Origin of the sequence: Mucilaginibacter daejeonensis (genome assembly GCF_020783335.1) — a bacterium.
Lineage (GTDB): Bacteria > Bacteroidota > Bacteroidia > Sphingobacteriales > Sphingobacteriaceae > Mucilaginibacter > Mucilaginibacter daejeonensis.
On record NZ_CP086068.1, the window covers coordinates 2978505 to 2991954 of the forward strand.

Below are 13450 nucleotides of genomic sequence, written 5' to 3' on the forward strand. Positions count from 1 at the left end.
AGCACATCATTGTGCTATTACTCTCCTACTTTCCCTCAATTCAAAAAACTTCAGATTTCCCTTGCTTTTTTGTGCTTTTACCTATTACATTTGCACCACAGGTGTATCAAACACCATTGATCAAATACCCCTCGAAAGGTTTTGATTTATAAAGAAGCGGCGAGAGATCAGGCTCCCTGACCCGCTGGCAACCCTCCGATAGGCGGAGAAGGTGCCAATTCCTGTCCCGATCAGGATATTACTGCCGGGGAATATAAGTTAATAGCCATGATACAAGTTAGCTTTACTACCACTGCAAAATTTTCAACTACCCAAACGGGTACGTTCATGACCTGCCTGCTGCAAGGTCAAATTTGCATGTGTTGCTGTTAAAGGCATCAGCACGTTAGCTACCCACTGCTCGTTTTTTATCGGCAATAACGCTACGTGCCCTTGCGCTTAAGGACAATGCTATACCCTTTCCGCACGCCTACCTCCGCTTATAGCAACAGCAACACCAAGTTTAACTTTTAACATCAGGACATATCATGTCAGCAGCACCTTTAAAATTCGAGACCTTACAATTACATGCCGGCCAGGAAGCCGACCCTACCACCGGTTCACGCGCGGTACCGTTATATCAAACCACCTCATACGTGTTCAAGAACGCCGAGCACGGCGCCAACCTTTTCGCACTAAAGGAGTTCGGTAACATCTACTCACGTATCATGAACCCCACGACCGATGTGTTCGAAAAACGCATCGCGGCGTTGGAGGGTGGTGTAGCAGCTTTGGCCACCTCATCGGGTCAGGCGGCACAGTTCCTGGCACTGAATAATATCCTGCAGGCGGGCGACAACTTCGTGACCTCCCCGTTCCTGTATGGCGGCACTTACAATCAGTTCAAAGTAGCGTTCAAACGCTTTGGTATCGAGGCCCGTTTTGCCAAGGATGATCGCCCGGAGAGCTTTGAGCCACTGATCGATGCCAAAACCAAGGCCATTTACCTGGAGACCATCGGCAACCCAGGGTTCAACGTGCCGGATTTCGACCAGATCGCTGCCTTGGCCCGCAAGCATGACCTGCCACTCATCGTGGATAATACCTTTGGCGCAGGTGGTTACCTGTTCCGCCCGTTGGAGCATGGAGCTCACGTGGTGGTGGAAAGCGCCACCAAATGGATAGGCGGCCACGGCACAAGCATTGGCGGCGTGATCGTTGATGGCGGCAATTACAATTGGGGCAACGGCAAGTTCCCGCAATTCACTGAGCCTGCCGAAGGCTATCACGGATTGGTGTTCAATGATGTGTTCGGCATTGGCGGGCCGTTCGGTAATATCCAGTTCATTATCAGGGCACGCGTAGAAGGATTGCGTGACCTCGGCGCCTCACAATCGCCATTCAATTCATTCCTGCTCATTCAAGGCCTCGAGACCTTATCATTACGGGTACAGCGGCATGTTGACAATGCCTTGGAGCTGGCTACCTGGCTCGAGCAACATCCGCAGGTGGCCCGTGTCAATTACCCGGGACTGACCTCTTCGCCATATCATACCCTTGCCAAAAAGTACCTAAAGAATGGCTTTGGCGCGGTGTTGAGCTTTGAGTTGAAAGGCAATAAAGAGAACGCCACCAAATTTATTGACAGCCTGCAACTGGTGAGCCATTTGGCCAACGTGGGCGATGCCAAAACGCTGATCATTCAGCCATCCGCCACTACACACCAGCAACTGAACGATGCCGAGCAATTGGCGGCAGGTGTTACCCCTGCCCTGCTGCGCCTGGCGGTAGGCATCGAGCATATCGACGACATCAAAGCCGACCTGCAACAGGCCTTTGATCAGGTACAGCAACAACACCCCGGCCTTGAGGCCGTGCAACAGATCGCGGATCACATCTCTGTTGAAAGATAGAGGTTCCTTTTATAGTGTTTAAATAGTTTTAACTGAGAAAGAGCGCTCCCCGCTAACCCGGGGACGCTTTTTAACCCAAAAAATGAGTACAAAAGTTTACAGGCACGATAGCCGGTTCGAATTGGAAAGCGGTGACGACTTACCCTGTTTGGAGATAGGCTATCATACCTATGGCCGCTTAAATGCGGCGAAAGATAATGTGGTGTGGGTATGCCATGCCCTCACTGCCAACTCTGACGTGTTGGATTGGTGGAAAGGCCTCATTGGCGAAGGTTACTTTTTTAACCCGGATGAGCATTTCATTATTTGTGCCAACGTGCTGAGTTCACCTTATGGCACCACCAACCCGTTAAGTATCGACCCATCCACCGGGCAACCTTATTACCTGAACTTCCCTACCGTTACCGTACGTGACATGGTGAAGGCTCATCAGCTACTGGCCGATGCCTTGGGTATCGACCGCATCGATGTATTGATAGGTGGCTCATTAGGTGGGCAGCAGGCACTGGAGTGGAGCATCACCCAGCCCGATCGTATCAAACAACTGATACTGATCGCCACTAACGCCAGGCACTCACCATGGGGCATTGCGTTCAATGAGTCGCAACGGTTGGCCTTACAGGCCGATGCTACCTTTAACAACGGCACGCCCGAAGGTGGCAGCGCTGGATTAAAGGCGGCGCGAAGCATGGCCCTGCTATCATACCGTGGCTACAAGGCCTACAACATTACCCAGCACGAGGACGATGACAGTAAGACCGACGACTACCGCGCATCGAGCTATCAAAGCTACCAGGGACAAAAACTGGTGAACCGCTTTAACGCTTACAGCTACTGGTATTTGAGCAAGGCTATGGATTCGCACCATGCCGGCCGTGGCCGTGGTGGTTTAGAAAAAGCGTTGAGCGGCATCAAGGCTCAAACGCTGGTGATCGGCATCAGGTCTGACATTTTGTTCCCGGTAGAGGAGCAACAATACCTTTTCCAGCACATTCCTAATGCGGCCTATTCGGAGTTCGATTCCTTTTACGCGCATGACGGCTTCCTGATCGAGACCGAGAAGCTCACCAAGATCATTGCCTCCTTCATCACTACCGACGTGCGGGGCAAGATCATCGAATTACAAAAGATCGCTTAATATATCAATGAGTAAAAAATTAACTATAGGCCTTTTTGGCTTTGGCGTGGTGGGTCAGGGTTTGCATGACATCATCAAGACCAAGAACCTGAACATCGAGATCAAAAAGATCGCGATCAAGAACCCCGACAAAGCTCGCAGCCTGCCTGCCGACCTGTTCACCACCGACCGCAACGAGATCCTGAACGACCCTGAGATCAATACCGTGGTGGAACTGATCAATGATACTGAGGCCGCCTTCCAGATCGTTTCTACCGCACTGAAAAGTGGCAAGAGCGTGGTATCGGCCAGTAAAAAGATGCTGGCCTTGCACCTGCAAGAGCTGATCGATCTGCAGCATGAACACAATGTATCATTACTGTACGAAGGTTCGGTTTGCGGTAGTATACCGATCATCCGTAACTTGGAAGAGTATTATGATAATGAGTTACTGCACTCCGTAAGCGGTATCTTCAACGGTTCATCTAACTACATACTAAGCAAAGGCTCTATCGAAGGGCTGGATTATGACACCGCCCTGAAGCAGGCCCAGGACCTCGGTTTTGCCGAGACCGACCCCACCTCTGACGTGGGCGGATATGATGCCAAATACAAATTGGTGATCGCCGCTGCCCATGCCTATGGCGTGGTGGTTAACCCCGATGAGGTATTTAACTTTGGCATACAGACCCTTGCCCCACAGGACCTGCAGTACGCCCGCGAGAAACGCTGGAAGATCAAGCTGGTACCGGTGGTGAAAGAGCTGGACGACGAGCATGTGACCTTATTTGTGCTGCCCAAATTTGTGACCGATACCGAATTTTTATACAACGTGGAGTACGAATATAACGGCGTTACCGTGCAGGCGGCCTTTGCCGATCAGCAATTCTTTTTTGGTAAAGGCGCTGGCGGCCACCCTACCGGTTCGGCCGTATTGAGCGACATTGCGGCCCTGCGTTATGATTATGCTTACGAGTACAAAAAGGCCCGTAACGCACAGGGACTGAACTTTACCAACGATGTGGAACTAAATATATACCTGCGTTATGATGACGAGGCGTTGGTAGAAGCACTGGGCTTTAAGCATATTCACGAACGCTTTTACTCCGACAACTTTAAATTCGTTTGCGGAAAGATCAACCTGCAAAAACTGATCGAACAAAAACAGCGTATATCAGACAGTAAGGCTTTTATAGCCTTTGCCGACCAGCTAACGGGGGTCAGTTTAGCATCGGCCAACTAACCAATAATAGACAGAATTATTCTGCTACTATTGTACTTTAAAGGGTTCCGGAAACGGGACCCTTTTTTTGTTGCAGCCCCACCCAAACCCTCCCCGGGAGGGAGGGCTTTAATATAACTTCTTACTTACGGCCTTTTGTTCTTAACTTCCGTCGACGTCTTTGGATGGAATAAATGAGATAGCTTTATATTAGACGACCGATAACCTATCATTTCACATTCCATCTAAATGGTCAAGAATATATACTGCACTACGGCCTTACTCATCATATTGGTAGCAGGTGGTCTACGTGCATCCAATTTTGGGTTGACCGATCTTGGACAAGCTGTCACTCCCGTCGAATCGTTCAATGAGTTCTTCCAACGATTTAATAAGGATAAGGCGTTTCAATACTCACGAATAACGTTTCCGTTGAAGAATATCTATGACGATGAGAACGGTCGATACACTACCAAGTACACCGCAAAAAAGAATCACAAGTATGCTGATCTGAGCAAGATAAAGCATGTGATCATTACACGGAAGCAAGTTTCAAAGGGACGTGTTGTGGTGAAGATACAGATCGGTGACGCCGGCATTTACGTCGAGTACGATTTTATGCTCAGAGCAAACAAATGGTACTTAGAACGGACAGTAGACCGTTCAACCTGATAATAGACCTGTCATGCTGATGCATCTTAGAATCTCTTCGGACAGACTCAATAGGTGTGAAGGTGACCAAGCAAATGGGATGCTGATAGCCATCAGCATGACTTAGCTTAATTACATGTGTCATATTTTAAACTCCCTCCCTCCCGGGGAGAGTTGGGGTGGGGCTTCCTTTCAAACATATTCCTATATTTGTAACGGATAATTGACAGACCCTATTTAATGTCTAAATACCTCAAGCTGTTCACTAACCAAGTGTTCGTTACCATCCTGTGGTTCGGTTTGAGTTTTTTTGCGGTGCTTAAGCAAGTGCTGCATCATCATTACAATAACTACCTCATTTACAAATACACGTTCGTTGACCTGGTGCGCCAGATCAACCTTTATGCGCCGCAGCCGCGTTACTTTGACGACAGCAATCATTATGGTCCGCTGTTCGGGCTGGTGATCGCTCCTTTTACCCTGCTGCCCGATCAGTTGGGCTGCGTAGCCTGGGTAATGGTGAATGCTTGGGTGCTGTACAAGGCCATCAGCATGCTGCCGATCACCACCTGGCAACGTAACGCCATTTTGCTGATCTGCGCACATGAGCTCATGACAGCTTCGTACAACGTGCAGTTCAACCCCATGATGACGGCCATCATCGTGCTCAGCTTTGTGTTCATCCGCTCCGGCCGCGAATTCTGGGCCGCAGCGCTCATCGTGGCGGGCACCTGCATCAAGCTTTACGGCGTGGTGGGGCTGGCGTTCTTTTTTTTCACCGATAACAAACTGCGCTTCCTGCTATCACTTGCTTTCTGGAGCGTGGTGCTGGTGTTGCTGCCCATGGTGTTCTCGGCCCCATCATTTGTGATGCAAAGCTATTACGATTGGTACGTGAGCCTGAGCGAAAAGAACGCCGTGAACACTACCTCGCACATGCAAGACATCAGCGTGATGGGTATGATCCGGCGCATATTCCATTATCCGCAATTGAGCAATTTGCTGGTGCTGTTACCTGGTCTGGCGCTGTTCGGCCTGCAATACCTCAATATCAAAAGTTATAAGGTGCTGCCTTACCAAATGCTTATACTGGCCTCAACCCTGCTGTTCACGGTCATTTTCAGCACCGGGTCAGAGTCGCCTACGTATATAATCGCATTTGTGGGTGTGGCGACCTGGTATATGAACTTGGAACGGCCTACCGTGAGCGGCTTTGACATAGCGCTGCTGGTGTTCGCACTGGTGATCACCAGTTTGTCGCCTTCGGACCTGTTCCCGCAACCCATTAACCGCGCCTACATTAAACCATACGCGTTAAAAGCCCTGCCCTGCCTGCTGATATGGCTTAAGATCGTGTATGAAACACTGACTCGTAAGTTTTACCGGCCACCTGTTCATGCTGTTGAATAAATGAGAAGAAAGATATCTGTTGTGGTGCCTTCATACAACGAGGAAGGCAATATCAAAGTGCTGGCCACCCGCCTGGTAGAAGTACTTAAAAAAGTACCTTACGATTATGAGGTGATTTTTGTTGACGATGGCAGCAAGGATGACACTTTAGGTCAGCTCAAGTTGTTATCAGGGATAGACGATAACCTTTACTACCTGGAATTGTCGCGCAATTTTGGTCACCAGAACGCACTGAAAGCTGGTTACGATACCGCCAATGGCGACGCCATCATTAGCATGGATGGCGACATGCAGCACCCGCCCGAGATGATCCCGCAGTTCCTGGAGAAATGGGAAGAGGGCTACGACGTAGTATACACCTGCCGCGAGTACCAGGACGAAGCTACCTTTTTAAAGACCAGATCGTCGGACCTGTTCTACGGCGTGTTGAACTCCCTGTCAGACACCAAGCTGGAAAAAGGCACGGCCGATTTCCGCCTCATCGACCGCAAGGTGGCCAACGTGCTCACCAGCTTACATGAAGATGGCCTCTTCATCCGCGGACTGATCAAGTGGCTGGGCTTTAAACAATACGGCATCCATTACATTTGCGATGCGCGCTTTTCGGGCCAAAGTAAGTACAACCTGAAAAAGATGATCCGCTTTGCGGTTCAGGGTATCACCGCGTTCAGCGTGAGGCCATTGTACCTGGCCACTGGTCTGGGTCTGTTCTTTTCGGCCGTAGCCTTGCTGTATATCCCGTACATTTTGTACAGTTATTATTTAGGCCATGCCGTTTCGGGCTGGGCATCATTGCTGGCCACCGTCGTGTTCTTTGGTGGCATGCAACTGCTGGTGCTGGGCATCATAGGCATGTACCTGGGCAAATTGTTCATGCAAAGCAAGCAACGCCCTAACTACATCATCCGTTCATCTAACCTGCAACGCGTTACCAATGATCTTACTAAGCTTTGATATAGAAGAATTTGACATGCCTTTTGAATATGGCAAAACGATCAGCTTCGATGATCAGCTTTCCATATCTACCCAAGGCACGCTGAGTATACTCCGGATCCTAAAGGATGCCGGGGTTAAGGCCACCTTTTATACCACGGCCAACTATGCCATGCACCGCCCCGAAGTGGTGATGCAGATCATTAACGAAGGGCACGAACTGGCCTCGCACGGTTTTTACCACTCTGAGTTTAAGCCCGAGCATTTGGCGCAAAGCAAGCAAAAGCTGGAAGAGATCGGCGGCGTGACCGTAAAAGGTTACCGCATGGCCCGCATGATGCCGGTAGATGAGCGCGAGATTGAGAAGGCGGGCTATGTATACAACTCGTCCATTAACCCTACCTGGCTGCCCGGCCGTTATAACAACTTCAGTAAGCCGCGCACGTGGTTCTATCACCATAACGTGTTACAGTTGCCGTCGTCGGTATCACCGCTGATCAGGTTCCCCCTTTTCTGGCTGAGCTTTCATAACTTGCCCATGGGAATCTTGAAAATGCTGAGTGCTTCCACCCACCGTAAAGATGGCTACCTCAACCTGTACTTTCACCCATGGGAATTTACCGACCTTGACCAACCCGAACGCTTCGGTTTCCCCGGTTACGTGGTCCGCAACACCGGCAACGCCTTCATCCAACGCCTCACCGACTTCATCGCTTGGGGCAAACGCAAAGGATACGAGTTCAGTAGAACGGATCAGTATGTAGAGAAGATCTTCAAAACAGGCAAAAGTTAAAGGAGCGAAGGCAACAACATATGTCATTGCGAGCGCAGCAAATGCACACGTTATGACCCAGCTTTAGTTTTCCTATAACCCGTCATGGCGAGGCACGAAGCCATCGCTGCGGAGGACCGGGTTGTGCTTTTACTTCAACCTGTGCCCTGTTATGACAAGTAAAGTGAGTAGACCATGCTTATTGGGGAGACGCTTCTAGAGATCACCAAGTTAAATCATTTGAATTTGAGAGCAAAAAGTAATATTTTATCTTTTTGTCCCGTTTCACAAAAGAACACCTTATAATCCTTGGTCTTATCATTGACCAAAGCATAAGGTCGAAATGATATCGGTGTAAATGTTCCCTTACTTTCTGCTATTTGTATCTTGCGATGTGCAGCGTCTTCAATAATAATAGCTGTCAAACAAGTGCCACAAGGAGCATCTCTAAAATAATTGACCGTTACTTGATCGGAAGATTTTACAAAGTTCGATCTTAGGACTATAATTCCTCCTTTAGATTCGATACCAAATTTACGAATAGGCTTATCATTATATTTAACATGCCAATTGTCAGTCGTGTCGCGCATCGTATTAGGATTATTATGACATGATGCGTATGCTTTGCATGATAATACAACAATAAATATCGGGAACGACAATCTCATAAAAGGCAATTATTTACATTTTGATAAGCACAGGCACGCGTATGCCAGCAAAAATAAGCTAATTATAGAATTTGCGCAGCGACGCCGCTGTTAAAAAGAAGCGGTGACCTGCCATGGTGCTCGTCAGGGAGCTGGTTCGTCCTTTGGCAGGGATCAGCGAGGCTTGAATTTTTGCTACTTTGGTCTCAAGACAAAAATAGTAGCCTTAGCGGCAATGAGCGACACCAGGCGACCATTGAACGACCTGCCTTCGCAGAGATGACTTCGTTCCTCGCCATGACGCGTCGGGACATGGTCGGTCAAAGAACCTCCTTCACCTCATACTCCTTCCCATTCATACTAAAACTGTCGCCTGCTTTGCAGCCACGCATTTTGGCGCCAATGGGCGATGCCGGTGAGATGGCGAAGTAACCAACATTGTTCAACATTAATGAACCTGCGCTGATGCTCAAGTAAAAGTTACCGTTGTTGGTGATCACAACGCTGCCTGCATCTGCAGTGGTGGAATGGCCTGAGGTGCTCAGCTGGTTGAGGGCTACCATGAGTTTGTTGGCCTCATTGAGTTGGGTAAGATTGCGGTTGGTCTCTTGCTGGGCCATTTCGCGGCCGGTCTCGTATTTATCGCCTGCGCTGCTTTTGGTATCATCGTTAGATGCTTGCTGGGCTTCGTTGATAGCGTGTTGTGCGGCTTCCATTCGTTGCTGCACATACTTTACACATAATTGGTGCAGCTGTTCTTTCAATTCAGACATCGGTATACAAATAAAAGCCCCGTACAGTATCAACTATACAGGGCTGAGCCGTAAAAGTAACGGATATTTAGTTCAATTCCAACGCCACTACCGACTTTGCTGGCAGGTTCACCACCAACTTATTACCATCGCGCTTGGCGCCGTTGAAGGCTTTTGGTGTGATAGTGTAAGGCTTGGTAAAGGTGTTAATATCATCCACCTTCGCCGAAGTGAGTACTTGTCCGCTTACGGCCTTCCAGACAATGTCCTTTAATTCCGCACTTACCTCGATGTTGTTCCGGGCATCCAAATTCACCAAGGTCACGTGTACCTTGCCAGCCTTATCACGTGAGGCTGATACGTTGACGGCCGGTATCTTCTCGCCATCCATCTCGTAGTCGGGCGTGTTCAGTTTGAACGACAAATATTTGGCATCCTGATGCACCTTGTACATATCGAAGATGTAATAGGTCGGGGTCAGCAGCATCTTTTCTTTATCGGTCAGGATCAGAGCCTGGAGTACGTTAACGGTCTGCGCCAATTCGGCCATACGTACACGATCACAATGATTATTGAATATGTTGAGCGTAGTGCCGGCGATCAGTGCATCGCGCAAGCTGTTCTGCTGGTACAGGAAGCCCGGGTTAGTGCCTGGCTCTACGTTGGTCCAAATACCCCATTCATCTACCACCAGTGCCACACGCTTTTTAGGATCGTACTTGTCCATAATGGCCGAATGCTTTTGCACCAGTTCTTCCATAAAGAGGCAGTTCTTCATGGTGTTGAAATATTCCTTTTCGCCAAAGCCGGTAGCTGGGCCTTTGTTGTTCCAGTTGTTGGTGGGCAGGGTATAATAGTGTAAAGATAATCCCCACATGCGGCCCGGGCCTACGTCACGCATCAGCACCTCGGTCCAGTTGTAATCCTTGGCATTGGCACCACTGGCTATGCGGCGCAGCTTTGCGGTAGGATAATCACGTGCATAGGTGGCGTAGCGTTTGTACTCATTAGCGTAATATTCAGGCGTCATGTTACCGCCACAGCCCCAACTCTCGTTACCTACGCCCCAAAATTTTACGTTATAAGGCTTGGTGTGCCCGTTGGCAGCGCGCTCACGGGTAAGCGGACTTGCACCATCAAAATTCAGGTATTCCACCCATTTGGACATCTCCGAAACGGTACCGCTACCCACATTGGCCGATACATAGGGCTCAGTACCTAACAGACCGCAAAGCTCCAGGAACTCGTGGGTACCAAAGCTGTTATCCTCCACTACCCCACCCCAGTTGGTATTCACCATTTTTGGGCGCTTCAGGCTTGGACCGATACCATCACGCCAGTGGTATTCGTCAGCGAAGCAGCCGCCCGGCCAGCGCAGGTTAGGGATCTTGATCTTTTTAAGCGCCTCGACGATGTCAAGCCTGATGCGGTTCTGCTTGGGCACGGGCAGGCTTTTATCCACCCAAAAGCCGCCGTATATACAGTGACCCAAATGCTCGGCAAATTGACCATATATGTGGCGGCTGATACTGTCCTTCGTATCATTGCTCAGCGTTACGCTGGCGGTTTTTTGAGCATAAGCGTTCAGGCTCAGCCCCGCTAAAAGGAGTAAGGATATCTTTTTCAAGGTACAGGAATTGGTTTTAATTGTCAGTTTTACAATTATACACTTTCCGCTCTATCAACTCCAAATAAATTGAACAATATTAGCGCAGCATTATAGCATCTTAGCATCTACCGGGCTGGTCATTTGATCAAAAATATTCCTGTCAGACGAATTTCGCTGTAACAAAAGATCGGCCGCTCACTCTAAAGATCAGGTGTGATCTTTCACTGCTAACCTTCAACTCCTGATCTTATGAAACTGAAACTTTTTTCGACGACCGAAAGCAATGGTCAAAAGCCTAAAAAAAGCAAGCTGCGTGAATGGGTAGATGCAGCGGTCTTCGCGCTGGTGGTGTCCACGGTGGTTCGCGGACTGATCTTCTCGGCCTTTGCCATACCCTCGGGTTCTATGGAAGGCTCGTTACTAACCGGCGACCATCTTTTCGTAAGCAAACTGAATTACGGCGCCCGCATGCCGATCACGCCAATATCGATCCCGTTTTTAGAAGCCAAGATATTTGATGGCAGCGTAAGCACTTATTGGGATGGTATCAAACTGCCCTACTATCGGTTACCTGGTTTTTCGTCTATCAAAAGGCAGGATGTAGTGGTGTTCAACTATCCGCCTGAAATTGACAGACCAGTTGATATGCGCTCGCATTACATCAAACGCTGCCAGGCACTACCGGGTGATGTATTGAAGATCGTTGACGGGCAGGTGTTCGTGAACGGCAAGGCCGCACCTAACGCGCCAAAAGCACAAACCTCATACATGGTGAATACTGATGGCCGCGAGATCAACCCCCAACTCATTCATGATTTGAAGATCGAGCTGTTGGGACAGATCGCCGATAACCAATTCGTGATGATCATCCCTCCTGACGGCTTGGCTGCGTTCAAGGCCTGCACCAATGTGGTTTCGGTAAAGCCGATCATTGAGCCAAAGGGACAATATGACGAGACCGTTTACCCGCACGACCCTCGTTTTAAATGGAACAATGACAATTTTGGTCCGCTGATGATCCCTAAACAAGGTCACACCATTCCGCTTAATGATTCAACGCTGACCCTTTACGGTTCGGCCATCAACAATTATGAGCACCAGACCATTACCCGAAACGGCGATCATACCCTGATCAATGGCCAGAAAGCCGACCATTATACCTTTAAACAGAATTACTTCTGGATGATGGGCGACAACCGCCACAACTCGGCCGATTCGCGCTCATGGGGCTTTGTACCGGAAGACCATATCGTAGGTAAGGCCATGCTGACCTGGCTGAGCATTGATAGCACTGAGACCACCCTGAAAAAGATCAGGTGGAACCGAATGTTAAGACCTATCCACTAACATTTTCACAGTAAGTAGAGTAAAGCACTTGGTGTGTTGAAACCGTTGGCTCTTTTGAAATGTTGACCATGAAAGCGACCAGCGATCATCATGACTAAAAAAAGTGCAGGCATATTACTTTACCGTATAAATGACAAAACTTTAGAGGTTCTCCTGGTGCATCCGGGCGGACCTTTTTTTGTTAGGAAAGATGCCGGAGCCTGGACCATACCTAAAGGAGAATACCCGGATGAAGAAGAACCATTGGCTGCTGCGCTACGGGAATTTGAAGAAGAGACCGGAACACGCCCCGAAGGAGAAACGATAGCGCTGACACCCGTCAAACAAAAAGGCGGTAAGGTAGTGCAGGCTTGGGCTGTACAGGGCGAGATAGATGCCGACACCATCAAAAGCAATACCTTTCAATTGGAATACCCTTACCGATCGGGCAAGTGGATAGAAGTGCCGGAGATCGACAAGGCTAAATGGTTAGGTGTAGAAGAAGCTCGAATAAAGATGAACCCTGCTCAAGTAGCGCTGGTGGATGAGTTGCAGCAATTACTCCTCACCTACCAGCGTTAACTTACCGATCAGTTACCGGCCGGAGGTGTAGCAGGTGGAGTACCGGCTGGCTGAGCACCTGCAGGTGGCGGACCTTGCGGGCGTGGACCACGACGATGCTCGGGCTGTTTAGGTTCAGGATGAGCATTGCCTTGGTGACACATATTACAGTTCACACCCATTTCCATCACCATACCCAACGAGTCTTTACCCGCGTTAAAGTATTTTTTGTTGATGGCAGCGGTCATCTTGTACATGCTGCGGGCCATATCCTTTTCAGGTTTACCATCAGCGGCCCAATCCATTTTTTTGGTCTCCTCGTTACGTACATGGCAAAAGCTGCAACGCACCCCTAACGAGTGTTCCCAATTCTCCATTACGGCATCTAATTGTTTTTCAGATATATCCTTAGGAAGTACCTTCAGATTCTTGAATTTCTTTTCTTCTTGGGGTTTTTGTTTCATGGCTGTGGTCGAGATCAGCACCACAGCGGCCAACGACATGATCGTGACCACGAATTTTTTACCTGGCAGCATAGTTCGTTTTCTTGTTTAGTGT

General features: G+C 49.0%; 13 protein-coding genes and 1 riboswitch. Of the genes, 9 read left to right on the forward strand and 4 right to left on the reverse strand.

Annotated elements, in window-relative coordinates; translation table 11 throughout:
- Window positions 1–143 precede the first annotated feature (143 nt).
- A riboswitch (SAM riboswitch) is annotated at window positions 144–260 on the forward strand.
- Between the two features lie 267 nt (window positions 261–527).
- The 7 genes from LLH06_RS12575 to LLH06_RS12605 all read left to right on the forward strand — a co-directional run bounded on the left by LLH06_RS12575 (window position 528) and on the right by LLH06_RS12605 (window position 8018).
- Window positions 528–1892 (forward strand): O-acetylhomoserine aminocarboxypropyltransferase/cysteine synthase family protein, encoded by a 1365-nt coding sequence (locus LLH06_RS12575; protein ID WP_228169639.1) that lies wholly within the window; start codon window positions 528–530, stop codon window positions 1890–1892.
- Between the two features lie 82 nt (window positions 1893–1974).
- Complete coding sequence (locus LLH06_RS12580) at window positions 1975–3030, forward strand: homoserine O-acetyltransferase family protein (RefSeq protein ID WP_228169640.1); 1056 nt, start codon at window positions 1975–1977, stop codon at window positions 3028–3030.
- Window positions 3031–3037: 7 nt separating this feature from the next.
- The gene (locus LLH06_RS12585) at window positions 3038–4252 is read left to right on the forward strand and encodes a homoserine dehydrogenase (protein WP_228169641.1); all 1215 of its coding nucleotides are present in this window, start codon (window positions 3038–3040) and stop codon (window positions 4250–4252) included.
- 228 nt (window positions 4253–4480) lie between these two features.
- Window positions 4481–4903: a DUF4348 domain-containing protein gene (locus LLH06_RS12590; RefSeq protein ID WP_228169642.1), complete on the forward strand. Its 423-nt coding sequence runs from the start codon at window positions 4481–4483 to the stop codon at window positions 4901–4903.
- A 219-nt stretch (window positions 4904–5122) separates the two neighbouring features.
- Window positions 5123–6292 carry a glycosyltransferase family 87 protein gene (locus LLH06_RS12595; RefSeq protein WP_228169643.1) on the forward strand — a complete coding sequence of 390 codons (1170 nt, stop codon included), beginning with the start codon at window positions 5123–5125 and terminating at the stop codon, window positions 6290–6292.
- Entirely contained in the window at window positions 6293–7246 is a 954-nt protein-coding gene (locus tag LLH06_RS12600; RefSeq protein WP_228169644.1) for a glycosyltransferase family 2 protein, read from the forward strand. It begins immediately after the preceding gene.
- Complete coding sequence (locus tag LLH06_RS12605) at window positions 7227–8018, forward strand: polysaccharide deacetylase family protein (RefSeq protein ID WP_228169645.1); 792 nt, start codon at window positions 7227–7229, stop codon at window positions 8016–8018. The genes LLH06_RS12600 and LLH06_RS12605 overlap by 20 nt, the downstream gene beginning before the upstream one ends.
- Window positions 8019–8233: 215 nt before the next feature.
- On the opposite strand, the gene LLH06_RS12610 is transcribed toward LLH06_RS12605, so the two are convergent.
- The 3 genes from LLH06_RS12610 to LLH06_RS12620 form a co-directional block, all read right to left on the reverse strand.
- Window positions 8234–8587 (reverse strand): hypothetical protein, encoded by a 354-nt coding sequence (locus tag LLH06_RS12610; RefSeq protein WP_228169646.1) that lies wholly within the window; start codon window positions 8585–8587, stop codon window positions 8234–8236.
- Window positions 8588–8964: 377 nt separating this feature from the next.
- Window positions 8965–9417, reverse strand: a complete 453-nt coding sequence (locus LLH06_RS12615) for a GreA/GreB family elongation factor (protein WP_228169647.1) — start codon at window positions 9415–9417, stop codon at window positions 8965–8967.
- A 67-nt stretch (window positions 9418–9484) separates the two neighbouring features.
- Window positions 9485–11023: an alpha-N-arabinofuranosidase gene (locus LLH06_RS12620; protein WP_228169648.1), complete on the reverse strand. Its 1539-nt coding sequence runs from the start codon at window positions 11021–11023 to the stop codon at window positions 9485–9487.
- A 231-nt stretch (window positions 11024–11254) separates the two neighbouring features.
- Here LLH06_RS12620 and lepB point away from each other — a divergent pair, with 231 nt between their 5' ends.
- Entirely contained in the window at window positions 11255–12352 is a 1098-nt protein-coding gene (gene lepB, locus LLH06_RS12625; RefSeq protein ID WP_228169649.1) for a signal peptidase I, read from the forward strand.
- A 90-nt stretch (window positions 12353–12442) separates the two neighbouring features.
- Window positions 12443–12913, forward strand: coding sequence for an NUDIX domain-containing protein (locus LLH06_RS12630; RefSeq protein ID WP_228169650.1), 471 nt, complete (start codon window positions 12443–12445; stop codon window positions 12911–12913).
- An 8-nt stretch (window positions 12914–12921) separates the two neighbouring features.
- Here LLH06_RS12630 and LLH06_RS12635 read toward each other — a convergent pair whose 3' ends face one another.
- Entirely contained in the window at window positions 12922–13428 is a 507-nt protein-coding gene (locus LLH06_RS12635) for a c-type cytochrome (protein ID WP_228169651.1), read from the reverse strand.
- Window positions 13429–13450: the final 22 nt, after the last annotated feature.